The organism is Sulfitobacter sp. 1A15106, from assembly GCF_043556995.1.
In the GTDB taxonomy this organism is placed as follows: Bacteria; Pseudomonadota; Alphaproteobacteria; order Rhodobacterales; family Rhodobacteraceae; genus Sulfitobacter; species Sulfitobacter faviae.
The window spans coordinates 478051-503861 of the sequence record NZ_JBIFFM010000001.1; the positions used below are offsets into that span (position 1 = coordinate 478051).

General features: G+C 63.9%; 21 protein-coding genes. 11 read left to right on the forward strand and 10 right to left on the reverse strand.

The features are described from left to right. The first annotated feature begins 11 nt into the window (after positions 1–11). The 4 genes from ACGYKA_RS02325 to ACGYKA_RS02340 all read left to right on the forward strand — a co-directional run bounded on the left by ACGYKA_RS02325 (position 12) and on the right by ACGYKA_RS02340 (position 5385). Positions 12–1160: an acyl-CoA dehydrogenase family protein gene (locus ACGYKA_RS02325; RefSeq protein WP_394411374.1), complete on the forward strand. Its 1149-nt coding sequence runs from the start codon at positions 12–14 to the stop codon at positions 1158–1160. A 134-nt stretch (positions 1161–1294) separates the two neighbouring features. Further along, a complete protein-coding gene (locus ACGYKA_RS02330) occupies positions 1295–1933 on the forward strand; it encodes a glutathione S-transferase family protein (protein WP_271688103.1) in 639 nt (212 codons plus the stop codon). Positions 1934–1948: 15 nt separating this feature from the next. Further along, the gene (locus ACGYKA_RS02335) at positions 1949–3163 is read left to right on the forward strand and encodes an acetyl-CoA C-acetyltransferase (protein ID WP_394411377.1); all 1215 of its coding nucleotides are present in this window, start codon (positions 1949–1951) and stop codon (positions 3161–3163) included. A 20-nt stretch (positions 3164–3183) separates the two neighbouring features. Further along, a complete protein-coding gene (locus ACGYKA_RS02340; protein WP_394411380.1) occupies positions 3184–5385 on the forward strand; it encodes a 3-hydroxyacyl-CoA dehydrogenase NAD-binding domain-containing protein in 2202 nt (733 codons plus the stop codon). Positions 5386–5610: 225 nt separating this feature from the next. Here the strand turns inward: ACGYKA_RS02340 and ACGYKA_RS02345 are convergent, their stop codons facing one another. Together ACGYKA_RS02345 and ACGYKA_RS02350 are read right to left on the reverse strand one after the other, a co-directional pair. Further along, positions 5611–6252: a sulfotransferase family 2 domain-containing protein gene (locus ACGYKA_RS02345; RefSeq protein WP_394411383.1), complete on the reverse strand. Its 642-nt coding sequence runs from the start codon at positions 6250–6252 to the stop codon at positions 5611–5613. Continuing rightward, positions 6249–7181: a DMT family transporter gene (locus ACGYKA_RS02350; protein ID WP_209218225.1), complete on the reverse strand. Its 933-nt coding sequence runs from the start codon at positions 7179–7181 to the stop codon at positions 6249–6251. Before ACGYKA_RS02350 ends, ACGYKA_RS02345 begins: the two co-directional genes overlap by 4 nt. A 94-nt stretch (positions 7182–7275) precedes the next feature. On the opposite strand from ACGYKA_RS02350, the gene ACGYKA_RS02355 reads away from it, so the two are divergent. After that, positions 7276–8901: an AMP-binding protein gene (locus ACGYKA_RS02355; protein ID WP_394411386.1), complete on the forward strand. Its 1626-nt coding sequence runs from the start codon at positions 7276–7278 to the stop codon at positions 8899–8901. An 84-nt stretch (positions 8902–8985) separates the two neighbouring features. Continuing rightward, entirely contained in the window at positions 8986–9999 is a 1014-nt protein-coding gene (locus tag ACGYKA_RS02360) for a hypothetical protein (protein ID WP_394411389.1), read from the forward strand. A gap of 69 nt (positions 10000–10068) precedes the next feature. Here ACGYKA_RS02360 and ACGYKA_RS02365 read toward each other — a convergent pair whose 3' ends face one another. The 5 genes from ACGYKA_RS02365 to ACGYKA_RS02385 form a co-directional block, all read right to left on the reverse strand. After that, the gene (locus ACGYKA_RS02365) at positions 10069–11502 is read right to left on the reverse strand and encodes an SPOR domain-containing protein (RefSeq protein WP_394411391.1); all 1434 of its coding nucleotides are present in this window, start codon (positions 11500–11502) and stop codon (positions 10069–10071) included. 87 nt (positions 11503–11589) lie between these two features. After that, the gene (gene upp, locus ACGYKA_RS02370) at positions 11590–12231 is read right to left on the reverse strand and encodes a uracil phosphoribosyltransferase (RefSeq protein WP_067263778.1); all 642 of its coding nucleotides are present in this window, start codon (positions 12229–12231) and stop codon (positions 11590–11592) included. 70 nt (positions 12232–12301) lie between these two features. Then, positions 12302–13492, reverse strand: coding sequence for a phosphopentomutase (locus tag ACGYKA_RS02375; RefSeq protein WP_394411394.1), 1191 nt, complete (start codon positions 13490–13492; stop codon positions 12302–12304). Further along, positions 13492–14796 (reverse strand): thymidine phosphorylase, encoded by a 1305-nt coding sequence (locus tag ACGYKA_RS02380; RefSeq protein ID WP_394411397.1) that lies wholly within the window; start codon positions 14794–14796, stop codon positions 13492–13494. The genes ACGYKA_RS02375 and ACGYKA_RS02380 overlap by 1 nt, the downstream gene beginning before the upstream one ends. Before the next feature lie 4 nt (positions 14797–14800). Then, positions 14801–15193, reverse strand: a complete 393-nt coding sequence (locus tag ACGYKA_RS02385) for a cytidine deaminase (RefSeq protein WP_394411399.1) — start codon at positions 15191–15193, stop codon at positions 14801–14803. Positions 15194–15413: 220 nt separating this feature from the next. Here ACGYKA_RS02385 and ACGYKA_RS02390 point away from each other — a divergent pair, with 220 nt between their 5' ends. Continuing rightward, positions 15414–17687 carry an NADP-dependent malic enzyme gene (locus ACGYKA_RS02390; protein WP_394411401.1) on the forward strand — a complete coding sequence of 758 codons (2274 nt, stop codon included), beginning with the start codon at positions 15414–15416 and terminating at the stop codon, positions 17685–17687. A gap of 42 nt (positions 17688–17729) precedes the next feature. Here the strand turns inward: ACGYKA_RS02390 and ACGYKA_RS02395 are convergent, their stop codons facing one another. Beyond that, positions 17730–18491, reverse strand: coding sequence for a MipA/OmpV family protein (locus ACGYKA_RS02395; protein WP_394417180.1), 762 nt, complete (start codon positions 18489–18491; stop codon positions 17730–17732). 190 nt (positions 18492–18681) lie between these two features. On the opposite strand from ACGYKA_RS02395, the gene ACGYKA_RS02400 reads away from it, so the two are divergent. The 3 genes from ACGYKA_RS02400 to ACGYKA_RS02410 all read left to right on the forward strand — a co-directional run bounded on the left by ACGYKA_RS02400 (position 18682) and on the right by ACGYKA_RS02410 (position 23156). Further along, entirely contained in the window at positions 18682–20574 is a 1893-nt protein-coding gene (locus tag ACGYKA_RS02400) for a propionyl-CoA synthetase (RefSeq protein ID WP_394411405.1), read from the forward strand. 225 nt (positions 20575–20799) lie between these two features. Next, positions 20800–21894: a carboxynorspermidine decarboxylase gene (locus ACGYKA_RS02405; RefSeq protein ID WP_394411408.1), complete on the forward strand. Its 1095-nt coding sequence runs from the start codon at positions 20800–20802 to the stop codon at positions 21892–21894. Between the two features lie 20 nt (positions 21895–21914). After that, a complete protein-coding gene (locus ACGYKA_RS02410; RefSeq protein WP_271688118.1) occupies positions 21915–23156 on the forward strand; it encodes a saccharopine dehydrogenase family protein in 1242 nt (413 codons plus the stop codon). A 64-nt stretch (positions 23157–23220) separates the two neighbouring features. Here ACGYKA_RS02410 and ACGYKA_RS02415 read toward each other — a convergent pair whose 3' ends face one another. Together ACGYKA_RS02415 and ACGYKA_RS02420 are read right to left on the reverse strand one after the other, a co-directional pair. Next, positions 23221–23418: a CsbD family protein gene (locus tag ACGYKA_RS02415; RefSeq protein ID WP_067267282.1), complete on the reverse strand. Its 198-nt coding sequence runs from the start codon at positions 23416–23418 to the stop codon at positions 23221–23223. Positions 23419–23541: 123 nt separating this feature from the next. Then, entirely contained in the window at positions 23542–24303 is a 762-nt protein-coding gene (locus ACGYKA_RS02420; protein WP_067267283.1) for an NAD kinase, read from the reverse strand. Positions 24304–24484: 181 nt separating this feature from the next. Here ACGYKA_RS02420 and glyA point away from each other — a divergent pair, with 181 nt between their 5' ends. Beyond that, complete coding sequence (gene glyA / locus ACGYKA_RS02425; RefSeq protein WP_259945921.1) at positions 24485–25762, forward strand: serine hydroxymethyltransferase; 1278 nt, start codon at positions 24485–24487, stop codon at positions 25760–25762. Positions 25763–25811: the final 49 nt, after the last annotated feature.

The window sequence follows — 25811 nt, forward strand, 5'->3', positions numbered from 1 at the left end:
GGGGCCAGAAGATGCAGACCAAAACATCCAGCTGGATGACCGAAGAACACCAGATGATCGCCGACATGACGGCGCAGTTCATCAACACCGAATGGGCGCCGCATTTCGAGAAATGGCGCAAACAGGGCCAGATGGACCGCGACACATGGGCGCAAGCCGGAGAGCTCGGCCTGCTCTGCCCCTCGGTGCCCGAAGAATACGGTGGCGCTGGTGGCGACTTCGGCCATGAGGCCGCGATCCTGATCGAAGGCTCCCGCGCCAACCTCGCCTCATGGGGCCACGGCATCCATTCCGGCATCGTCGCGCATTACATCCTCGCCTATGGCACCGAAGACCAAAAGAAACGCTGGCTGCCCAAGATGGTCTCGGGCGAGCTGGTCGGCGCACTGGCGATGACTGAACCCTCCACCGGTTCGGACGTGCAGCGCATCAAGACCAAGGCGATCCGTGAGGGCAACGCCTACCGCCTGTCGGGTCAGAAGACCTTCATCACCAACGGCCAGCACGCCAACCTGATCATCGTGGCCGCCAAGACTGACCCCAAGGAAGGCTCCAAGGGCGTCAGCCTCGTCGTCGTGGAAACCCACAAGGCCGAAGGTTTCCAGCGCGGCCGCAACCTCGACAAGATCGGCCTGCATGCCGCCGACACTTCCGAGCTCTTCTTCGACAATGTCGAGATCCCGCCCGAAAACATCCTCGGCCAGGACGAGGGCCAGGGCTTCTACCAGATGATGCAGCAACTGCCGCAGGAACGCCTGATCATCGGCTGCGGCGCGGTGGGCGCGATGGAAGGCGCCGTGGCGCGCACGATTCAATACTGTAAGGAACGCGAGGCCTTCGGCGGCCCGCTGACCCAGTTCCAGAACACCCGCTTCCAACTCGCCGAGGTCAAAACCAAAACCGCGGTGGCCCGCGCCTTCCTCGACGAATGTATCGCGGTACACCTGCGCGGCGAGCTCAGCGTCGATAAGGCGGCAATGCAGAAATACTGGCTCACCGATACCCAAGGCGAGGTGCTGGATGTCTGCTTGCAGATGCACGGCGGCTACGGCTTCATGCAGGAATATGCCGTCGGCGAAATGTGGGCCGACGCGCGGGTGCAGCGCATTTACGGCGGCACCAATGAGATCATGAAGGAACTGATCGCGCACAACCTCTAGCCGCGCGCGGGTTGAAACACCGGCGCAGAGGTATTTGAAAAAGGATGAAGATAAGGCGCCCCCTGCCCCCTTCATCCTTTCACAAATACCTTCCGACATTTCAGCGGGCGCCGACAGAAGAGGAGGAATGACAGGTGACCATACAGCTTTATTGCTTTGGCGAATCGGGCAACGCCTACAAGGCGGCGCTTGCGCTCGAATTGTCCGGGCTCGACTGGGAGCCGGTGAAGGTGGACTTCTTCGGTGGCCAGACGCGCCAGCCCGACTACCGCGCGCAGATCAACAACATGGGCGAGGCGCCGGTGATGATCGACGGCGATCTTCGGCTCACCCAATCGGGCGTAATTCAGGATTACGTCGCGGAAAAGACGGGCAAATTCGGCGGGCGCGACGCGACGGAACGGCGCGAAATCCTGCGTTGGGTGCTATGGGATAACCACAAGCTTAGCTCCGTTGCCGGGATGACCCGTTTTCTGATGAACTTCCTGCCCGAAGACAAACGTCCCGCCGAGGTCATCGCCTTTAATCAAGGCCGGCTCAAGGCCGCGTATAACGTGCTGAACGACCATCTCGACGGCCGCGACTGGATCGTGGGCGACGACATCACCAACGCAGACCTCAGCTGCTGCGGGTATCTTTATTACCCCGAGCCCTTTGGCTTCGACCGCAGCGACTGGCCCCATATCGACGCGTGGCTCACGCGTCTGAGCGAAACACCGGGCTGGAAAGCCCCGTATGATTTGATGCCCGGCAGCCCTGCTGACCGCGCCTGACCCGGAGGACATGACATGACCCAAGACGTATACATCTACGACGCCCTGCGCACTCCGCGCGGCAAGGGCCGCAAGGACGGCGCTTTGCACGAGGTGACCTCGCTGCGACTTTCCGCGCAGACCCTGAACGCCGTGAAGGAGCGCAACAACCTCGAAGGCCATGCCGTCGAGGACGTGATCTGGGGCAACGTCACCCAGGTGATGGAACAGGGCGGCTGCCTGGCACGCTCGGCGGTGCTGGCCTCGGACCTTGATGAGCGCATCCCGGGTCTGGCCATCAACCGCTTCTGCGCGTCGGGCATGGAGGCCGTGAACCTCGCAGCGAACCAGGTGAAGGGCGGCGCTGGCAACGGCTATATCGCCGGCGGTGTCGAGATGATGGGCCGCGTGGCCATGGGCAGCGATGGTGCCGCGATCGCCGTGGACCCGACGCTGGCGATGGAAAAGTACTTCGTGCCGCAGGGCATCTCGGCGGACATCATCGCCACCGAGTTCGGCTTTTCGCGTGACGAGGCCGACCAGCTGGCCATGCAGTCCCAGCAGCGCGCCGCGCGGGCTTGGGAAGAGGGCCGCTTCGACAAATCCGTCATCACCGTCCGCGACCAGAACGGCCTCGCCATCCTCGACCGCGACGAATACATGCGCCCGCAGACCGACATGCAGAGCCTTGGCGGCCTGAACCCCGCCTTCCAGCAGATGGGCGAGGTCATGCCCGGCTTCGACAAGGTCGCGCTGATGAAATACCCGCATCTGGAGCGGATCAACCACATCCACCACGCGGGCAACTCGTCGGGTATCGTCGATGGCGCCGCGGCCGTGCTGGTGGGTAACAAAGAGTTCGGCGAGCAGCACGGGCTGAAGCCTCGCGCCCGCATTCGCGCCACCGCCAAGATCGGCACCGATCCCACCATCATGCTGACCGGCCCGGTGCCGGTGACCGAGAAGATCCTCAAGGACAACGGCATGACCATCGGCGACATTGACCTCTTTGAGGTCAACGAGGCCTTCGCCGCCGTGGTTCTGCGCTTCATGCAAGCCTTCGACGTGGACGACAGCAAAGTGAACGTGAACGGCGGCGGCATCGCCATGGGGCATCCCCTGGGCGCCACCGGCGCCATGATCATCGGCATCCTGCTCGATGAGATGGAGCGCGCCGACAAGGAAGTGGGGCTGGCCACGCTCTGCATCGCGTCGGGCATGGGTGCCGCCACCATCATCGAGCGCGTGTGAGCCGCGAAGGGAGCAAGAGAATGACCGATTTCACAATGAACAAGGATGCCAAGGGCATCGCCACCATCACTTGGGACGTGCCGGGCAAGAGCATGAACGTCATGTCCTTCGACGGCCTGCGCGATCTGGAAAAGCATATCGACGACGCGCTGGCCGATGACGCAGTGAAGGGCATCGTCATCACCTCCGGCAAGGAAGGCTCGTTCGCCGGGGGCATGGACCTGAACCTGCTGGCCAAGATGAAGGAGGACGCGGGCGACGATCCGGCAAAGGGTCTGTTCGAGGGCACGATGCAGATGCACGCCCTGCTGCGCAAGATCGAGCGCGCGGGCATGGACCCCAAGACCAACAAGGGCGGCAAGCCAGTGGCTTGCGTCATTCCCGGTACTGCCGCGGGCATCGGGCTGGAACTGCCGCTGGCCACGCACCGCACCTTTGCCGCCGACAACCCCAAGGCGCGTATCGGTCTGCCGGAGATCCTCGTGGGCATCTTCCCGGGTGCCGGTGGCACCACGCGGATGGTGCGCAAGCTCGGCGCCATGGCGGCCTCGCCCTTCCTTTTGGAAGGCAAGATGGTCGCCCCCGCCGCCGCCCAGAAGGCCGGGATCATCGACGAGGTCAGCGAAGACCCGATGGCCGCGGCGCGCGACTGGGTGCTGAACGCCAAGGACGCCGATCTGGTCAAACCCTGGGACGCCAAGGGCTACAAGATGCCCGGCGGCGCGCCTTATCATCCGGCCGGCTTCATGACCTTCGTCGGCGCCAATGCGATGGTCAACGGCAAGACGCAGGGCGTCTATCCGGCGGCCAAGGCGCTTTTGTCGGCGGTCTATGAAGGGGCGCTGGTGCCCTTCGACACGGCCCTGAAAATCGAGGCGCGCTGGTTCACCAACGTGCTCATGAACCCGTCCTCGGGTAACATGATCCGCTCGCTCTTCCTCAACAAGGAAGCCTTGGAGAAGGGTGCCGTGCGTCCCGAAGGCGTGCCGGACCAGCGCGTCAAGAAGCTCGGCGTTCTGGGTGCAGGCATGATGGGCGCGGGCATTACGCTGGTGTCGGTTCAGGCCGGGATCGAGGTTGTGTTGATCGACCAGACACAGGAAGCCGCCGACAAGGGCAAAGCCTATTCCGCGAATTATTTCGACAAGGGCATCGCCCGCAAGAAATCGACCGAGGAGAAGAAAACCAAGGCGCTTGACCTGATCACCGCCACAACTGATCTCGACGCACTGAAGGGCTGCGATCTGATCATCGAGGCGGTCTTCGAAGACCCCAAGGTGAAGGCCGAGATGACTCAGAAGGTCGAGGCCGTGATCCCCGAGGATTGCATCTTTGCCTCCAACACCTCGACCCTGCCGATCACCGATCTGGCCAAGGCGTCGAGCCGCGCGGAGCAGTTCATCGGCATTCACTTCTTCTCGCCGGTCGAGAAGATGCTGCTGGTGGAGATCATCAAGGGGCAAGAGACCGGTGACCGGGCCGTGGCCAAGGCGCTCGACTATGTGCGCCAGATCCGCAAGACGCCGATCGTGGTCAATGACGCGCGTTTCTTCTACGCCAACCGCTGCATCATTCCTTACATCAACGAAGGTGTGCGCATGGTGCAGGAGGGCGTCGAGCCCGCGCTGATCGAGAACGCCGCGAAGCTGGTCGGCATGCCGCTTGGCCCCCTGCAGCTGATGGACGAGACCTCGATCGATCTAGGCGCGAAGATCGCCCGGGCGACCAAGGCGGCGATGGGCGATGCCTATCCGAACGACGACATCGATCCACTGGTGTTCTGGATGGAGGAAGAGGGCCGTCTGGGCCGCAAGGCCAACGCCGGTTTCTACAGCTACGACGCCAAGGGCAAGCGCGAGGGTCTGTGGCAGGGCATGGGGGACAAGTACCCCGTCGCCGACAAGCAGCCCGAGTTGATCGAGGTGCAGCACCGCTTGCTGTTCTCGCAGACGCTGGAAGCCGTGCGCGCGCTGGAGGAAGGTGTCTTGATGGACATCCGCGAGGGCGACGTTGGCGCGATCCTCGGCTGGGGCTTCGCGCCCTGGTCCGGCGGTCCGCTGAGCTGGCTCGACATGATCGGCGCGCCCTATGCGGCGGAGCGTTGTGACGAGTTGACCGAGAAATACGGTGAGCGCTTTGCCTGCCCGGACCTGCTGCGCGATATGGCGCAGAAGAACCAGAGTTTTTATGGACGGTTCAACCCGGACGCCAAGGCGGCGTAAGGGGGAGAGGGGCGCTTCGGCGCCCCTTTTCATTTGGTAGGAGGGTCATCGTCTTTGATGCCACCCGGCCCGGAATCAAGCCGCAGGCGCCGGGCCATCGCCTGCCCGTCCCCCGGGTAGGCGATTTGGCGAGGTTGGGACTGCCCTCGCGATGGCACGCCACGGTTGAACGATAAAGTGGCAGCGACGCCGCGCGGGTCGCCAACCCACGGGCAGGCGCTGGCCCTAGTGCTCTTGGTAACCGTAGCCAAACCGCGCGATGTCCTTGGCACAGACCTCCGACACCAAATCGCGCAACTCGGGCGTATAGGCCGCCTGCCCCTCCGAGGTGTTTACCCGCGGCAATTCCAACTCAAACCCAAGATGCTCAAACAACGGCGCCGCATCTTCGGCAAAATGCTCCAGCCGAATATAGAGATCGCAGCGCTCCCGCCCTGCCGCATCCTGCATATACCGCCGCGCAGGCCATGCCCGCAGGCTGGCTTGCGTCTGCGGATGCTGCAGGAACCCGGCGAAATCCGTCGCCTTCGCCAGCGCCACCGCCGGATGCTCGAACCCCTGCCCGCGCAGCCAGCGATAGTAGCTCGCCACCCGGTCCCACGGGTTGCGCACCAGCGTGAAGCAGAACAGCCCCGAGAGTTCCTCCGCTGTCACCAACCCGTCGATGTCCGCCAGCGTCGAATGCTTCCACAGCCGCCCCGCGGTCTCGACCCCCTGCACCCGCCGCCGCCGCTTCCGCGCTTTTGGCGTATCGCCCAGCATCACATCGTCTTTCATCGCGCGATCCTCAAGCGCCAGCGCCAGTGAGGTGCCCCCGGTCTTGGGGATATGCACAAAGACGTAACGCCGACCGCGACTGATGATCACTCCACCGCCTCCGGCGCGCGTAGGGTCGAAGGCTCATCGCTGCGCAGGGCGATCACCGCCCCGGCCAGTGCGATCAACGCCATGCCCGCGAAAGCCAATGGCGGTACCTCTTGATCCCAAAGGATATAGGCCCAGAAACTGGCGAAGATCAGCAGCGAATATTCGAAAATCGCCACATGCCCGGCCTCGCCCAACTGGTAGCCGCGCACCAGAAAGCCGATGCCGATGAGCGAGCCCACCGCCTGCACCGCGATCCAGAACCACATCGCGCCGTCGAGCGGCCCCCATGTGCGGCTGACAAAACCTTCGGCCCCCGCCACCTCCGCCCCCGGAAGGACCAAGACACCGATGCCGCCCATGACTGCCAACATGCCGAAGAAGCCCGCGGTCATCACCATCGTGCTCTCCCCCTCGCACCACGCCCGCGTCGCCACGGCACCGATGGCATAGAGCGCCCCGGCCAACAGCGGGAGGAAGGCCACGGGGTCAAGATCGCTCGGGTCAGGGCGGATCACCATCAAGGCCCCGGCAAAGCCCACGGCCACGGCCCCCCACCGCCACGGGCCGACGCGCTTGCCTTGAAACAGGGCCGAGATCATCAGCACGAAAAGCGGCGAGGTGAACAGCCCGGCCACCACCACCCCGATGGGCAGAAAAGCCAGACAGCCGAAATAGATCAACATCGCGCCCGCCTGAAACAAGCTGCGCCCGGCCACGGCCCAGAACCGCCGCGGGCGCAGAATGCCGAAACCCAGGGCCGCCAGCACCATCAGAATGGCCACCGCCATAAGCCCGCGCAGGAAGTGGAACTGCCAGAGCGACCCGCGCTCGGTGATGAAGGGCACGAAATTATCCGTCAGCCCCAAGGCCGCCATACCGCTCACCGCGCAAAGCGCCGCCAGCCCCGATTTTACCGCTGTGTCCTGCATCTGCCCTCCTTTTCCCTCCTGCCCTCTTTTCAAAGTCACGTCCGGGCAGCAATACTCAACCCCAAATCGCAACCAATGCCTTGGGAGGGGTCGCATGGGGTGGATGACGGATGAAAGCGGGCTTGAGAAATGCGCGGCGAATTTCGTGCCGCTCACGCCCTTGTCGCATTTGGCCCGCGCCGCAGAGGTTTTCCCGAACCAGACGGCGGTCATCCACGGCGCGCATCGCGTCACCTATGCCCAGTACCACGACCGCTGCACCCGCCTCGCCGCGCTACTGGCCGAGATCGGCGTGCGCCCCGGCGATGTGGTCGCCACCCTCATCCCCAACCTGCCCGCACAGGCCGAGGCGCATTTCGGCGTGCCCGCCTGCGGGGCCGTGCTTAACACCATCAACATTCGCCTCGATCCCGACACGGTGGCCTATATCCTCGACCACGGCGGCGCCAAGGTGCTCTTGGTCGATACCGAGTTCCTGCCGCTGGCCGAAGACGCCTGCGCGCGGATGGAGGGCACCTGCCCCGCCATCATCGAAGTGCCCGACGCCCCCGCCGGTTTCCCCGCCAGCGGACGACACCCGCAATACGAAGAGTTGCTTGTGGAGGCGAATCCGAACTTTCGCTGGATCATGCCGCAGGACGAATGGGAGAGCCTCGCGCTCAACTACACCTCCGGCACCACCGGGCGGCCCAAGGGCGTGGTCTACCACCACCGCGGCGCCTACCTGATGACCATGGGCACGGTAATCTCTTGGCAGATGGTGTTGCGCCCGGTCTTCATGCAGATCGTCCCGCTGTTTCACTGCAACGGCTGGAACCACACTTGGATGATGCCGCTTTTGGGCGGCACGCTGGTCTGCTGCCGCGACATCACCGCGGCGGCGATCTATGACGCCATCGCCGATCACGGCGTCACCCATTTCGGCGGCGCGCCCATCGTGCTGAACATGCTGGTCAACGCGGGCGAAGAAGACCGCCGCGCCTTCGATCACCGGGTCGAGGTTTTCACCGCGGGCGCGCCCCCGGCCCCCGCGACCCTGTCGAAAATCGAAAAGCTGGGGTTCAACGTCACGCAGGTCTATGGGCTGACCGAGACCTTTGGCCATGTCACCGAATGTCTCTGGCAAGGCGCATGGGACGGGCTGCCAGAGCCTGAGCGCGCCGGGATCAAAGCGCGCCAAGGTGTCGCCATGCCGATGATGGAAGAGATCACCGTAATGGACGCCGAGATGGCCCAAACCCCGCGCGACGGCACCGCGCAGGGCGAGATCATGATCCGCGGCAATGCGGTGATGAAAGGCTACCTCAAAAACCCCGAGGCCACGGCAGAAGCCTTCGCAGGCGGCTACTTCCACTCCGGCGACATCGCGGTGCAGCATCCCGACGGCTACATCCAGATCGCCGACCGCGCCAAGGACATCATCATTTCGGGCGGAGAGAATATTTCGAGCGTCGAGGTCGAGGGTGTGTTGATGGGCCACGGCGCGGTCAACCTCGCCGCCGTGGTGGCGCAACCGGATGAGAAATGGGGCGAGGTGCCCTGCGCCTTTGTCGAGTTAAAGCCGGGGTCTGAGGCCAGCGAAGAGGCCCTGATCGCCTTCGCCCGCGAACGTCTTGCCGGGTTCAAAACGCCCAAGCGGGTGGTCTTTGGCGAGTTGCCCAAGACCTCCACCGGGAAGATCCAGAAGTTCGAGTTGCGCAAACAGGCGGCGGCCCTCTAAGGCGGGGCATTATGTCACCTGCCATTGCTGATCCCGCAGCGCGTGGTAGAGTGGCGAAAACTGACAGGCCCGCAGCAGAACCCCATGACCGCCTTGACAAAATACGCCCGGCTCGAAGCGACGGGCCTTTGGCGCGCCACGCCCGATGCGCAGCGGCGCGAGGTGATCGTCTCTATCGGTGACGCGACGCTGGTGATCAGCGATCTCAAGGATCAGGCGCTGACCCATTGGTCGCTGGCCGCCGTCGACAGGGCCAACCCCGGCCAGACCCCCGCGCTCTATCATCCCGACGGCGATCCGGGCGAAACGCTGGAACTGCCCGACAATGAAACCGAGATGATCGAGGCCATCGAAAAGCTGCGCCGCGCGATCAACCGCAGCCGTCCCAAACCGGGGCGTTTGCGGTCGGTCGGCATGTTGGCCTCCGTCGCGGTGGTGGCGGCGCTGGCGGTCTTCTGGATGCCCGGCGCGCTGCGCGATCATGCGATCAAAGTGGTGCCAGAGGTCAAGCGCGTCTCCTTGGGCACGGCGCTGCTCAAGCGGCTGGAACGCGTCTCTGGCCCCGCCTGCGAAAGCCCCGGCGGCAGCGCCGCGCTGACGCGGCTCACCAAACGGTTGGAGGTCGGGCGCGTGGCGATCCTGCCCGATATGACCCGCGCCAGCCTGCATCTGCCGGGCCGTCTCATCGTGCTCGACCGCGCGGTGCTGGAGGATTACGAAGAGCCCGATGTCGCCGCGGGCTATGTGCTGACCGAGGATGTGGCGCGCCGGGAACATGACCCGCTGCGCGCGCTTTTGGAGGCCGTGGGCCTGCGCGAGAATTTCCGCCTGCTGACCACCGGCGATATCTCTTCCGAGGCGCTTGATGCCTATGCCGAACAACTGCTGATGCGCCCCGCCGCGACCCCGCCGGTCGAGGCTCAGCTGGCGCGATTTGCTAAAGCCGAGCTGCGCAGCAAACCCTATGCCTTTGCGCGTGACATCACCGGCGAAAGCACCCTGCCCCTGATCGAAGGTGACCCGATGAACGGCAAGCTGACCGCGCCGCTGATGTCGGATGCCGATTGGCTGAGATTGCAAAGCATCTGCGGCGGCTGACGGATTGGCCCAAGAAAAAGGCCAGCCCGGGGAAACCGCGGCTGGCCTTTCTCCTTCATTGCAAAACGCTTAGCGCCGCAGATAGGCGTCCCGGTATCCCGCCCGGCGCAATTGGCCAAGCGCCGCTTGGGCAGAGCCGCCCGCAATGGGGCCTGCCTGAACGCTGTGATAGGTCTTGCCGCCCCGTGTCTGTTTGCCGATGCGGGCGGGCAGGCCCAAGGCCGCGATCTGCCGCGCCGCGCGCTGCGCATTGGCGGGGCTGCCAAAGACACCGACCTGCACATAGCCCGCTTTGGTGTTGGGCTGGGCTGTCGGGGCCGAGCGGCTGGAATAGACGGGGGCCTTCTTGATCGGGTGGGCATCCCGGTGGATCGGCGCGGCGTTGCGGTAGCGCAGCACCCGTTTCACCACTTGGCCATCCCGCTCGACGATCTTGACCCGCCCCAGCTTGCGGCGCTGCGTTTCGATATCGAGATAGGGATAGATCAGCGGCACTTTGGCGGTCACGTCTTCGCCGGTGGCCTTGTTGACCAAACGGCGCGGCAGGGTCTGGGTCCAGACCAACAGCATGTCGGCGCGGCCTTCCAAGGTCTGCTCGGCCCGGTGCGGGTTCAGACGGTCGTCTTCCCAAACCTTCCGGTATCCTTTCGGGACTTTCACATTGGTCGTGTTCACCCGATTGATCGCCACATGTTTCGGCACGATCCGCGTCTGCGTGCCCACGGCGCGGGCGGGTTTGGCGCTGACCACCGGTGCGGCGACGGCGGCAGGGGCCACGATCCGCGCGGGTGCAGTGGCAACGCCGGGCATCACACCCGCGCTGCGGTAGGGCTGCGGTGCGGTGCCGCGCTGCGGGCTCGAAGGGGCAAGACGCCCCGTCACAATCGGCTCCGCCTGCGGACCGCAGCGCACGCTATAACCATCCCCGCGCCGCATATAGCGCTGCGACAGGGGCGAAGCGCCGGGGCACGCGGTGACGAAGCCAGCCGGTGCCGGGGCGGCCAGTGCGACGGGTTTGCTGGGCACCACGGGCACGGGGCGCGGCGCGGTCTCGCGCACGACTTTGGGGGCAGTGCTCCGCGCCGGGGCTGGCGCGACACGGCGCACCACTTTTTGCGGCGCGGGCCGGGCCACGGGGGCTTTCGGCTTCGCCTTGGGCGCGGGCGCTTCGGCGACACGGGCCGGGGGCCTCTTGGTCGGGGCGGGGTCGACCTTGGGCTGCGCCGCCTCAACCTTTGCCTCTGCCACTTTCACGCCGTTTGTGGGCTGGAACCCGCAGATTTGCTCGCGCGCGCGGCTCATGCGAGGCACCCAAGACACATTGCCGTCGATGCCCGCGCGGATGAACACACATCCCGCGCTGTCGACATATTGCTTGCCCTTGTAAGAGGACGGCGGAAACTCTGCCGGTTGGCTGCGGCTGTCCTGCGCTTGGGTCTGCGATCCGCCGACGCCCAAGGCTGCGACGATCATCGCCATGGCAATACTTCTGGTAAGTGTCATCTAATGCCCCCACACTATCTGGTAGAACGATGCATCAGCGCGCGGCCTGAGTAAAGCACCGCGCGCCGATTAGCGAAACTTACCCGATCACTTGGTGCCGAACATCCGGTCGCCCGCGTCGCCCAAACCGGGGATGATATAGCCCTTCTCGTTGAGGGACTCGTCCAGCGAGGCCGTGACGATGCGCACATCCGGATGCGCGGCCTTCATCGTGGCGACACCCTCGGGCGAGGCCAGCAGGCAGAGGAAGATGATATTGGTGGCGCCTGCCTCTTTCAGCAGGTTGATCGCCGCGACCGAAGAGTTGCCGGTGGCCAGCATCGGGTCCACGGCAATCACCAGACGATCTTCCATCGCCTCGGGCACTTTGAAGTAATACTGCACCGGTTGGAGGGTCTCTTCGTCACGGTAGAGACCGACAAAGCCAACCCGCGCCGAGGGGATCAATTCGAGCACCCCATCCATCAGCCCGTTGCCCGCCCGCAGGATCGAAATCAGCGCCAGTTTCTTGCCGTCGAGCGTCGGCGCGTCCATCTCTTGCATCGGGGTCTCGACCCGTTTGGTCGTCATCGGCAGGCCGCGCGTCACCTCATAGGCCAAAAGCTGGCTGATCTCGCGCAGCAACTGCCGGAAGACGGCGGTCGAGGTGGCTTTGTCGCGCATGATGGTCAGCTTGTGCTGCACCAGCGGATGGTCGACGATCGTCAGGTGATTGGGGGTATCGGTCATGCGGCAGGCTCCTTTATTTGCCCTGCTTCTAGCCGCACAAGCGCCCCGCTCGCAAGCAAAGGCTGCGCGGCTACTGCGGCACCTCTACCCCCAGATGCCCGGCGACGAGGGCTGCGACATCGGTAAAGCCGATCTGCCCCAACGCCCCCGCCCCGGTCCCTGCAACCAGCACCGGCACCCTTTCGCGGGTGTGATCGCTGCCCGCCCATGTCGGATCATTGCCATGGTCCGCCGTCACCACCAGCATGTCGCCCTCGCGCAGCGCCGCGACCACCTTGCCGATCTCGGCGTCGAACCACTCCAACGCGCGGGCATAGCCCGACACATCGCGGCGGTGGCCGTAAAGACTGTCGAACTCCACGAAGTTGGCGAAGGTCAGGCTGCCCTCTTCGGCCTCTCCCACCAGATCATGCAGATGATCCATCAGCTTGGCATCCGGCCCTTTGCGCAGCTCGTCGATGCCCTGCATGGTAAAGATGTCGCCGATCTTACCCACCGCATAGACCCGCCCTCCGGCGTTCTGCACCCAGTTGGTCAGCACCGGTTTGGGCGGCGTGATGGCATAGTCGCGCCGGTTCGCGGTGCGCTCAAAGGCGCCCACTTCCCCGTTGAAGGGCCGCGCGATGACACGGCCCACCTTCATCTCATGCAGCCGCGGCGCGATGTCTTGGCAAAGCTTCAACAGGCGGTCGAGGCCAAAGGTCTCTTCATGGGCGGCGATCTGGAACACGCTGTCGGCAGAGGTATAGCAGATCGGCCAGCCGCTTTCGCAATGCTCCGCCCCCAGCCGTTCGATGATCGCCGTGCCAGAGGCGTGGCAATTGCCCAAGATGCCATCGGTGCCCGCCAGCCGCGCGACCTCTTCGGTCAGGTCCGCCGGAAAGGTCGGTGTTTCATCCGGGAAGTAATGCCAAGCCCACGGCACCGGCAACCCCGCCAACTCCCAATGGCCCGAAGGGGTATCCTTGCCCTGCGAGATCTCCGTCGCAGCGCCCCAGCGGCCCTCTGGTGTCGCCCCCAAACCCGGCGCTTCCATCCCGCTGGCGAGCGTCAGCGCGGCACCCATCCCCAACCGATCAAGATTGGGCAGGGCAAGCGGTCCGCTCCGCCCCTCTTCGGCCTCTCCCGCGGCACAGGACTGCGCGATATGGCCCAGCGTGTTGGCCCCGGTATCGGGCAGATCGCCGTTAAAGAAATCCCCCGCGTCTGGCGCGCCGCCGATGCCCACGGAATCGATCACGACCAAGAATGCACGTCCCATCAGCCGATCCTTTCCAAAATCAATTCCGGCGCTTTGATCGGCGTATCGCCCAGCGTAATTGCCGCCAAAACCGCCGCCTCTGCCGCATCCGCCGCCTCTGGCCCCGCCGCATGGATCAGCGCCATGGGCTGGCCCGCACGGACCTCATCGCCCAAGCGCAGCACTTCCGACAGGCCCACTGCCGGGTCGATCTGGTCCGCCTCAATCACCCGGCCACCGCCGAGATTGACCACCGCCATGCCAAGCGCCGCACCGTCGATCGCGCTGACGGTGCCGCCGCGCGGCGCGGGCACAGCGCGGATCACCGGAGCTTTGGGCAGGATGCGCCCCCAGTTTTCGGCGAAATCGGCGGGCGCGCCCATGGCGCTCAGCATGCGGGTGAAATGTTCCAATGCGCGGCCATCGCGGACCGCTGCGCGCAGGGCATTGGCCCCGGCCTCGGCACTCGCGGCCAGTCCGCCATTGGCGAGCAGACCGCCCCCCAGTTCAGCCGTTACATCAAGGATTGGCCCGGTAGCCGCCCCGGTTAACACCCGCATCACCTCGGCCACTTCCAGCGCGTTGCCAAGGTTCGGCACCAGTGGCTGGTTCATGTCGCTGATCACCGCCGTCGTCGGGCAACCCGCCGCCGTGGCGGTGCCGCTCAGCGCTTCGGCCAAGGCACGCGCCTGCGCGAGCTCCTTCATGAAAGCGCCCGAGCCGACCTTCACGTCGAGCACCAGCCCATCCAGCCCGGCGGCGAGCTTTTTCGACAGGATCGACGCGGTGATCAGGTCGAGCGAATCCACGGTCGAGGTCACATCCCGCACCGCATAAAGCCGCCGATCCGCCGGGGCGATGTCGCCGCTGGCGCTGACGATGGCGCAGCCCACCTCCCGCACCACGTCGCGAAAGCGGGCCTCTTCCAACTGCGTGCTGACGCCGGGGATCGCCTCAAGCTTGTCGAGCGTGCCGCCCGTATGCCCCAGCCCCCGGCCCGAGATCATCGGCACATAGGCCCCGCAGGCGGCCAGCGCGGGGGCGAGGATCAATGAGACGCAATCCCCCACCCCGCCGGTCGAATGTTTGTCGAGCACGGGGCCGTCCAAGTCCCAGTCCAACACCTGCCCCGAATCGCGCATCGCGAGGGTCAGCGCCACGCGGCCCGGCTGGTCCAAACCATTAAGGCAGATACCCATGGCAAAGGCCCCGGCCTGCGCGTCACTGACACGGCCATCGGCCAGCGCCCCGGCCATCCAGGTTAGCGCCTCTGCATCCAATGCCTCACCATGGCGCAGCCGCGCTAGAATGTCCCGCGCGCTCATGCGGTTAACCCTGCATATGGGCGGCGCCAAAGGCCCCCGGCAGCAAGTCGCCCATGGTGGTCTGCTGTTCCTTGCCCGCCACGGTGGCCATGGTCACGGATACATCCCCGCCCGAGAATTCCGCCAATTTCTGGCGGCAGCCGCCGCAGGGCGTCACGGGCATCTCGCTGCCCGCCACGACATAGACCTCGGCGATCTCACGCTCGCCCGCTGCGACCATGGCGGCAATCGCGCCCGCCTCGGCGCAGGTGCCCTGCGGGTAGGCGACGTTTTCGACATTGCAGCCACTGAACACCGCGCCCGAGGCGGTGCGGATCGCCGCGCCGACCTTGAAATTCGAATAGGGCGCATGGGCGTTTTCCCGCACCAACACAGCCGCGTCGCGCAAATCAGTCATTAGGCTCTCCCTTTTCTAGGACTATAGAAAATTGCCCCGCCCTGTGCGATGCAAAACCACATGTCACCTCAACCGCCTCTTACTGCCCGCGTGAATTGACCTGCAAGGACGACGCAGGGGCATCGCCGTCCGGCGCCGAGACCACCCCCGCCAAAAGCCGCTTTGCTTGCGCGCGAAAATTAGTTTAACGCTAAACCATTATTCGGGAGAAGCATAAACGATGTCCGACACCCCCAACCTGCGCCAAGCTGCATTGGATTACCACGAACACCCCCGGCCCGGGAAACTGGAGATCCGCGCGACCAAACCGCTGGCCAATGGCCGCGATCTGGCGCGGGCCTATTCACCGGGCGTGGCCGAGGCCTGTATCGAGATCAAAAACGACCCCGACACCGCCGCGCGCTATACCTCGCGCGGCAATCTGGTGGCCGTGGTCAGCAATGGCACGGCAGTGCTGGGGCTGGGCAATATTGGCGCGTTGGCCTCGAAACCGGTGATGGAGGGCAAGGCCGTGCTCTTCAAGAAATTCGCCAATATCGACTGTTTCGACATCGAGCTTGATCAATCCGACCCCGAGAAACTGGCCGAGATCGTCTGCGCAATGGAGCCGAGCTTTGGTGCGATCAACCTTGAAGACATCAAGGCGCCCGACTGTTTCGTGGTCGAGAAGATTTGCCGCGAGCGGATGAACATCCCCGTTTTCCATGATGACCAGCACGGCACCGCCATCGTCGTCGGCGCTGCGGCCAAGAACGCGCTGCATGTGGCGGGCAAACGTTTCGAGGACATCAAGATCGTCTCCACCGGCGGCGGGGCTGCGGGCATCGCCTGCCTCAATATGCTGCTGAAACTCGGCGTGAAGCGTGAGAACGTCTGGCTCTGCGACATCAACGGGCTGGTCTATGAGGGCCGGACCGAGGATATGAACCCCAGCAAAGCCGAATATGCACAGAAATCCGACCTGCGCACGTTGGATGATGTGATCGACGGGGCCGACCTCTTCCTCGGCCTCTCCGGTCCCGGTGTGCTCTCGCCCGAGATGGTGGCGAAGATGGCCAAACGCCCGATCATCTTTGCGTTGGCGAACCCCACGCCAGAAATCCTGCCCGATGTGGCCCGCGCCGTGGCACCGGACGCGATCATCGCCACAGGGCGCAGCGATTTTCCCAATCAGGTCAACAACGTGCTCTGCTTCCCCTTCATCTTCCGGGGCGCGCTGGATGTGGGTGCGACCACGATCAACGACGAGATGAAGATCGCCTGTATCGACGGCATCGCCGCCCTCGCCCGCGCCACCACGAGCGCGGAGGCGGCAGCGGCCTATCAGGGCGAGCAGCTGACTTTTGGCGCGGAATATCTGATCCCGAAACCTTTTGATCCGCGCCTCATCGGCGTCGTCTCCTCCGCCGTGGCCAAGGCCGCGATGGAGACGGGCGTGGCAGCGCGGCCCATTGAAGACCTCGACGCTTACAAACGCAAACTCGACGGGTCGGTGTTCAAATCCGCGCTGATCATGCGCCCGGTTTTCGAATCCGCCCGCTCCTCCCCCCGCCGTCTGGTCTTTGCCGAGGGGGAGGACGAACGCGTGCTGCGCGCCGCGCAAGCGATCATCGAAGAAACGGTGGAACGGCCCATTCTGATTGGCCGCCCCGAGGTGATCGAACGGCGCATCGAAAAGGCGGGTCTGAACCTGCAACTGGGCCAAAACGTCGATCTGGTGAACCCCGAGAACGACCCCCGCTACCGCGACTATTGGGAGACCTACCACAGCCTGATGTGCCGCCGCGGCGTCAGCCCCGACATCGCGCGGGCAATCATGCGCACCAACACCACCGCCATTGGCGCGGTCATGGTGCACCGCGGTGAGGCCGACAGCCTGATCTGCGGCACCTTCGGCGAATTTGGCTGGCACCTCAATTACGTCAACCAAGTGCTGGGCCGCGATGGTTTCCGCCCGCATGGCGCGCTGTCGATGATGATCCTTGAAGACGGGCCGCTTTTTATCGCGGATACCCAAGTGAACCTACATCCCACCCCCGAGCAAATCGCCGAGATCGCCATCGGGGCCGCCCGCCACGTCCGCCGTTTTGGCATCGAGCCGAAAGTCGCGCTCTGCTCACAAAGCCAGTTCGGCAATCAGGGCGAAGGGTCGGGCAAACGTCTGCGCGCGGCGCTGGAGATCCTCAACGCGGGCAATCATGATTTCGTCTACGAAGGCGAGATGAACATCGACACCGCGCTTGATGCCGAACTGCGCGCGCGGCTGCTGCCCTGCAACCGGATGGAAGGGGCCGCCAATGTGCTGGTCTTCGCCCATGCCGATGCTGCCTCGGGCGTGCGCAACATCCTGAAAATGAAGGGCGACGGGCTTGAGGTCGGGCCGATCCTGATGGGGATGGGCAACCGGGCGCATATCGTGTCGCCCTCGATCACCGCGCGCGGTCTGCTGAACGTGGGCGCCATCGCGGGCACGCCGGTCGCGCATTACGGCTAAGACAAGACAAGGCGCCGCCCCCAAAGGGCGGCGCAAAGCCGTTTAGAACCGCCAAGTAAAGGCGCGGCTGACGCCAATGCGCATGGTCCATTGATCCTCTGACCCGGCCTGGGTGATCGGGCTGTCGGCGGCGTCATTCAGCAAGCGTTGATAGGCCACGGCCCCTTCCAGCGCCCATGCGTCATCCAGACGATAGGTCGCCTCAACCTCGACACCCGCGCCGAGCAGACCGCCATCGGCCTCATAGGCGGCGAAATTCGTGGTGGCGGTGTCGACGCCGTAATAGGTGTCGGCATAGGTGTCGTTGCCAAGGCTGAAACGCGGGCCTGCGGTGATGGTCCAACGCTCATCGGGGCGGAAGATTACATCGGCACCGATGTCGCCGGTCACGCCTTCATGGCCGCCAAAGCCACGGCGCACCTTGCCGAAGACCTGCCAGTTCACTTCGCGGTAGACCACGCCAAAGCCCAGTTCGACCGCCGCGTCGATATCCTCAAGCCCCGCAAGCTCCGCGTGATCGGAACTGTCACGCTCACCCAGATAGCGGAACGCGCCAGTGAAACCGAAACCGGTCTTGGGCGCTTCGCCAATATTGGTGCCGATCTTGCGCCCGCCCCATTCCAGCGAACCGAAGGTAAAGGCCAGATCCGGCGTCGCGCGATAGCTGCTGGCGCCCGGATAATCCGGCGCCGCCCCGACACCGCCGCGCAGGGCGAAGTTGATGCTACGGTCCTGCGCCGCCGCAGGCAGCGCGGCAACAATGGCGAGGCAGGATGCAAGAGGCAAAGAAAGGGCGAGACGCATAATGGCAGGCTCCGGAAAAACTGTGAATTTCTGCGCAATCTAGCATGACGCGGCGCGACTGACAGGAACAATAGCGTTCCGCTTGCCGAAATCTTTCTAAGCAGCCAGAGTGACTGGAAATAATTGCGCGACACTGCACCTATACCCGGCCCGCGGGTTTGCCGCACAGCGCAACAGGAGGAGGAACACCATGGGATATCGCGACACCTACGACCGCTGGAAGGCCGACCCGGAAGCCTATTGGCTAGAGCAAGCCGAGGCGATCGACTGGGACATCGCGCCGACGCGCGCGCTGTTTGATCGGGGCGACCATATCTACGAATGGTTCGCGGATGCCAGTGTGAACACCTGCTACAACGCCGTGGACCGCCATGTCGACCAAGGCAACGGCAAGCGCGTGGCGATCATCCATGACAGCCCGATCACCGACAGCAAATCCACCCTCACCTATAGCGAGTTGCAGGCCCATGTCGCCTCGCTCGCCGGGGCGCTGGTGGCTCAAGGCGTGGAAAAGGGCGACCGCGTGGTGATCTATATGCCGATGGTCCCCGAAGCGGTGGAGGCGATGCTGGCCTGCGCGCGGATTGGCGCGATCCATTCGGTGGTCTTCGGCGGCTTCGCCTCTAGCGAATTGGCGGTGCGGATCGACGATTGCAAACCCAAGGCGATCATCGCCGCCTCCTGCGGGGTGGAGCCGTCGCGGGTGGTGGATTACAAACCGCTGCTTGATGGGGCCATCGAACAGGCCAGCCACAAGCCTGACACCTGCATCATCCTGCAACGCGGCCAGAAACCCTGCGAGTTGAACCCCGAGCGGGACATCGATTGGTATGCCGCCCAAGACGGCGTGCGCCCGGCTCCTTGCGTGCCCGTGGAGGGGAACCACCCGGCCTATATCCTCTATACATCTGGCACCACCGGCGCGCCCAAGGGCGTGGTGCGGCCCACGGCGGGGCATCTGGTGGCGCTGAACTGGACCATGAAAAACGTCTATAACGTCGAACCGGGAGAGGTCTTTTGGGCCGCCTCGGACGTGGGCTGGGTCGTGGGGCACAGCTATATCTGCTACGCGCCGCTGATCGCCGGGAACACCACCGTCGTATTCGAGGGCAAGCCCGTGGGCACGCCCGATGCGGGCACCTTCTGGCGGGTGATTGAGGAACATGGCGTGGCGAGCTTCTTTACCGCCCCCACCGCTATCCGCGCCGTGAAACGCGAAGACCCCGAGGGCGAGGAGATCAAGAAATACGATCTGTCGAGCCTGCGTGCGCTCTATCTCGCGGGGGAGCGGGCGGATCCCGATACCGTCGAATGGGCGCAGGAGAAACTGGGCAAGCCGGTCTACGATCACTGGTGGCAGACCGAAACCGGCTATACCATCGTCGGCAACCCGGCGGGGCTTGAGGCGCTGCCGGTCAAGGTCGGCTCCCCAACCGTGCCGATGCCGGGCTATGACGTGCAGATTTTGGATGAGCGCGGCGCCCCCCTGCCCGCCGGAGAGTTGGGCGCCATCGCCATCAAACTGCCCCTGCCCCCCGGCACCCTGCCGGGGCTCTGGAACGCCGAAGACCGCTTTCGCAAATCCTACCTCAGCACGTTCCCCGGCTATTATGAGACCGGCGATGCGGGCCGGATCGACGAGGACGGCTATGTCTGGATCATGGCGCGCACCGATGACGTGATCAACGTCGCGGGCCACCGCCTCTCGACCGGCGCGATGGAAGAGGTCTTGGCCGGGCACCCCGATGTGGCGGAATGCGCCGTTGTGGGGGTCAGCGATGAGCTTAAAGGACAGATGCCGGTCGGTTTCCTCTGCCTGACCAAGGGTGTCGACCGCCCGCATGAGGAAATCGTCGCCGAATGCGTCACCCGGATGCGCGAGCAGATCGGCCCCGTTGCCGCCTTCAAACAGGCCGTGGTGGTGGACCGCCTGCCCAAGACCCGCTCGGGCAAGATCCTGCGCGCGACGATGGTCAAGATCGCCGATGGGGAGGATTTCAAGACCCCCGCCACCATCGACGACCCGGCGATCTTGGACGAAATCCGCACGGCGCTGAGGGGCATCGGCTACCCGCAGGGCTAACCAAAGATCACATGGCGGTAGACCTTTGCCTGTCCGGCGCTACAGTTACCCCCACAGAAACGCGCGCGCAGCCCAGCCCGCGCGTTTTTTACAATTGCGTTGCTTGCGCAAAATATGCGAAGCGCCCCCGGAAATGCCCCCCGGCGGGGCCAACCACGACAGCACATTCAGTGGGTCTTTTCCCTCCCGGAGCTTGCCCTCCGGCCGCGCAGAAAGGTTTTCGACGTGCAGACACCCTATTACCTGATCGACAAGGCCAATCTCCGCGACAATATGGAAAAGATCGCCCGCCTCCGCGCGCTTTCCGGTGCGCGTTGCCTGCTGGCGCTGAAGTGCTTCGCCACATGGTCGGTCTTTGACTTCATGTCCGAGTATATGGACGGCTCGACTTCCTCGTCGCTTTACGAAGTGCGGCTCGGGGCCGAGAAATTCCCCGGCGAGACCCATGCATATTCGGTGGCCTATGCCGAGCATGAGATCGACGAGGTGCTGGGCCATGCCGACAAGATCATCTTCAACTCCATCGGCCAGCTCGACAAGTTCGATGCGCAATCCTCAAGCCATATCCGCGGGCTGCGGGTGAACCCCGGCGTCTCCACTTCGGACTTTGATCTCGCCGACCCCGCTCGCCCCTTCAGCCGTCTGGGCGAGCATGAGCCTGCGGCGATCGACGCGGTTGCGGACCGGATCAGCGGGTTGATGTTTCACAACAACTGCGAGAATGACGACTTCGCCCGTTTCGATGAGATGCTGACCCTGATCGAAGACCGCTTCGGCGCGGTGCTGCACAAGATGGAGTGGATCAGCCTCGGCGGCGGCATCCATTTCACCGGCGAAGGCTATCCGCTCGACGACCTGGCACTGCGGCTCAAGGCCTTTGCCGACCGCTTTGGCGTGGAGGTCTATCTTGAGCCCGGGGAGGCCGCGATCACCGGGGCGGCGACGCTGGAGGTCACCGTGCTCGACACGATGTACAACGGCAAGAACCTTGCCATCGTCGACAGTTCCATCGAGGCGCATATGCTCGACCTGCTGATCTACCGCGAGCCTGCGAAGGTCATTCCCGACAGCGGTGACCACGAATGGATGATCTGCGGCAAGTCCTGCCTTGCGGGCGATATCTTTGGCGAGTTTCGCTTTGATACGCCGCTGAAAGCGGGCGACCGGCTCTGCTTCCAGGACGCGGCCGGTTACACGATGGTCAAGAAAAACTGGTTCAACGGCGTGAAGATGCCCGGCATCGCGGTGCGCGAGTTGGACGGAACCACCCGAATGGTGCGCGATTTCGACTATGACGATTTCGCCGCCGCCCTGTCGTGACAAGGAAAGAGGTCAACACTATGAAACGCAATGTTCTTATTATCGGCGCGGGCGGCGTCGCACAGGTCGTGGCGCATAAATGCGCGCAGAATAATGACCGTTTGGGTGACTTGCATATCGCCAGCCGCACGGTCTCCAAATGCGAGGCGATCATCGCAAGCGTGCATGAGAAAAACGCGATGAAGCAGGACGGCGTCTTCAAGGCGCATGCCGTCGACGGGATGGACACTGATGCCGTGGCCGCCCTGATCAAGGAGACCGGCTGCCAGATCGTCATCAACGTGGGCTCCCCCTTCGTGAACATGACGGTGCTTCAAGCCTGCATCGACACCGGTGCTGCCTATATCGACACGGCGATCCACGAAGACCCGACCAAAATTTGCGAGACCCCGCCGTGGTATGGCAACTACGAATGGAAGCGCCGCGAGGCCTGCGCCGAAGCGGGCGTGACCGCGATCTTGGGCGCTGGCTTCGATCCCGGCATGGTCAACGCCTTCGCGCGTTTCGCGGTGGATGAGTTCATGGATGAGGTCAAATCCATCGACATCGTCGATATCAACGCGGGCAACCACGGCAAGTATTTCTCGACCAACTTTGACCCCGAGATCAACTTCCGCGAATTCACCGGCACGGTCTACAGCTGGCAGGAAGGCGCGTGGCAAGAGAACAAGATGTTCGAAGTGGGCCGCGAATGGGACCTTCCCGTGGTCGGCAAGCAAAAGGCCTATCTGTCGGGCCATGACGAGGTGCATTCGCTGTCGGCGAACTACCCGCAGGCCGACGTGCGCTTCTGGATGGGCTTTGGCGATCACTACATCAACGTCTTCACCGTCTTGCAAAACCTCGGGCTGCTGTCCGAACAGCCCGTGACCACCGCCGAGGGGCTGGAGGTCGTCCCGCTGAAAGTGGTGAAAGCCGTGCTGCCCGACCCATCGAGCCTTGCGCCCAACTACACCGGCAAGACCTGCATCGGTGACTTGGTGAAAGGCGTGAAGGACGGCGAGGAGGTAGAGGTCTTCGTCTATAACGTCGCCGATCACAAGGACGCCTATAACGAGGTGGGCAGCCAAGGCATTTCTTACACCGCGGGCGTGCCCCCGGTGGCCTTTGCGATGCTGATCGCCGATGGCACCTATGACACCGCCACCATGGTCAATGTCGAAGAGTTGGACCCCAAGCCCCTCTTTGGTCTGCTCGACGACATCGGCCTGCCCACCCGCGTCAAAGACGACAAGGGCGACCGCGCGTGGCACGAGGCTTGAGCCTCTCTTGAAACGCAAAAGGCGACCCTCAAAGGGTCGCCTTTTCTAATTCTGCCGACGAAACTCAGTATTTCGCGGCGAAGTCATCGACTTGACGCTCGGCCTCGTCTTTGGCGATGCCATAGCGTTCTTGAATCTTGCCGACGAGTTGCTCGCGGTTGCCGCGGGCTTCGGCGATTTCGTCATCGGTCAGATCGCCCCATTGCGATTTCACCGCGCCGGTCATCTGGTTCCAATTGCCTTCGATACGGTCCCAATTCATCTTAGGTCTCCTTTCTTCGGCTGTTAAGACGCGGGAGGATCCCGCTCTTGCAGGCTCAACGCTGGCGCGAAGTCTGGGTTCCGGCGGGCGCGAGGTGCGGCGGAAAGGCGCCGCCCTTGGCGTTCAGTTGAACTGCTCCGAGATCAACCGCTCTTCCAGCCCATGGCCGGGATCGAAGAGGATCCGGTGGCTGACGCTGGGGTCCGAGGAAACTTCAACCGTCGTGACATCGCGGTGCGACTGGCCGTCGGCATCGGCCATCACGGGGCGTTTTTGCGGTTCTTGCACGTCAAAACGTACCGTGGCTCGTTTCGGCAGCAAGGCCCCACGCCAGCGGCGCGGGCGGAAGGCGGCAATCGGGGTCAGGGCCAAAACGTCAGAACCGATGGGCAGGATCGGCCCATGGGCGGAGTAGTTATAGGCGGTGGAGCCCGCAGGGGTCGCCACCAGCGCGCCATCGCAGACCAGTTCCTCCATCCGCTGACGCCCATCTATCGTGATGCGCAGCTTGGCCGCCTGCGGCCCCGCGCGCAGCAAAGACACCTCGTTGATCGCCAGCGCGGTCGAAATCGTCCCGTCGATATGGGTGGCGCGCATGACCAGAGGGTTGATCACCGCCTCTTCCGCCGCCGCCAACCGCGCTTGCAGGTCGCCCTCTCGGTAGGCGTTCATCAAAAAGCCGATGGTGCCCCGGTTCATCCCATAGACCGGCGCGTCCATGTCTTGGGTGCTGTGCAGCGTATGCAGCATGAACCCGTCGCCCCCAAGCGCCACGATCACCTCGGCTTGACGCAATGGCACATCGCCATACCGCCCGATCAAAGCGGCCCGCGCCGTCTGTGCCACGCTGGCCCGGCTGGCCACAAAAGCGATCTTTAAGGACATGTCAGCAGGCTCATTCCGGCGAAGTTTCCGATCATCGGCGTTTGGGGCCAAAACAATCACATTATTCCGTGCGCCACCAGTGTTGACGCACATATCTTGCAACCTGTCGGTTTACAGCCTTCACCTTAGGCCGGGTTTCCGATAGGCAACACGCGAAACCAGCTCCAATGAGGATCCCCTGATGTCCGATTTCTTCACCAAATCTCTCGCTGATTCCGACCCCGCCCTCGCCGCTGCGATCGATGCCGAACTGGGCCGCCAGCGCGACGAGATCGAGTTGATCGCCAGCGAGAACATCGTTTCGGCTGCGGTGCTAGAGGCGCAGGGCAGCATCATGACCAACAAATACGCCGAAGGCTATCCGGGGCGCCGCTACTATGGCGGCTGTGAGCATGTCGACGTGGCCGAGAACCTCGCCATCGAACGCGCCTGCGCGCTGTTCGATTGTCAGTTCGCCAATGTGCAGCCGAACTCCGGCAGCCAAGCGAACCAAGGTGTCTTCACCGCGCTGCTGCAACCGGGCGACACCATTCTGGGCATGAGCCTTGATGCCGGGGGCCACCTGACCCACGGGGCCAAGCCGAACCAGTCGGGCAAATGGTTCAACGCCGTGCAATACGGTGTGCGCAAACAGGACAACCTGCTGGATTACGATCAAGTCGCCGAACTGGCGAAAGAGCATCAGCCCAAGATGATCATCGCCGGTGGCTCTGCCATCCCGCGTCAGATCGACTTTGCCAAGATGCGCGAGATTGCCGACAGCGTGGGTGCCTATCTGCTCGTCGACATGGCGCATTTCGCGGGGCTCGTGGCAGCGGGTGAGCATCCCTCCCCCTTCCCCCATGCGCATGTGGCGACGACCACGACCCACAAGACCCTGCGCGGCCCGCGCGGCGGCATGATCTTGACCAATGACGAGGCGATCTCGAAAAAGATCAACTCCGCCATCTTCCCCGGCATTCAGGGCGGCCCCCTGATGCATGTGATCGCGGCCAAGGCTGTGGCCTTTGGCGAAGCGCAGCAGCCTGAGTTCAAAGCCTATGCCAAACAGGTCATCGCCAATGCGCAGGCGCTGTCGGATCAGTTGATCAAAGGCGGCCTCGACACCGTGACCCATGGCACCGACACCCATGTTGTGCTGGTCGACCTGCGCCCCAAAGGCGTGAAGGGCAACGACACCGAGAAGGCTCTGGGCCGCGCGCATATCACCTGCAACAAGAACGGCGTGCCGTTTGACCCGGAAAAGCCGATGGTGACGAGCGGCATCCGTCTCGGCTCCCCTGCGGGCACGACACGCGGCTTTGGTGAGGCCGAGTTCCGCCAGATCGCCGATTGGATCATTGAAGTGGTCGACGGGCTGGCGGCCAATGGTGCCGATGGCAATGCCGAGGTCGAGGCCAAGGTGAAAGCCGAAGTCGAAGCGCTGTGCCAGCGTTTCCCGATGTATCCGAACCTCTAAGCTCTCTGGCCCTCACAGCGATGCGGGGGCTACTTTACTCTCCGGCCGG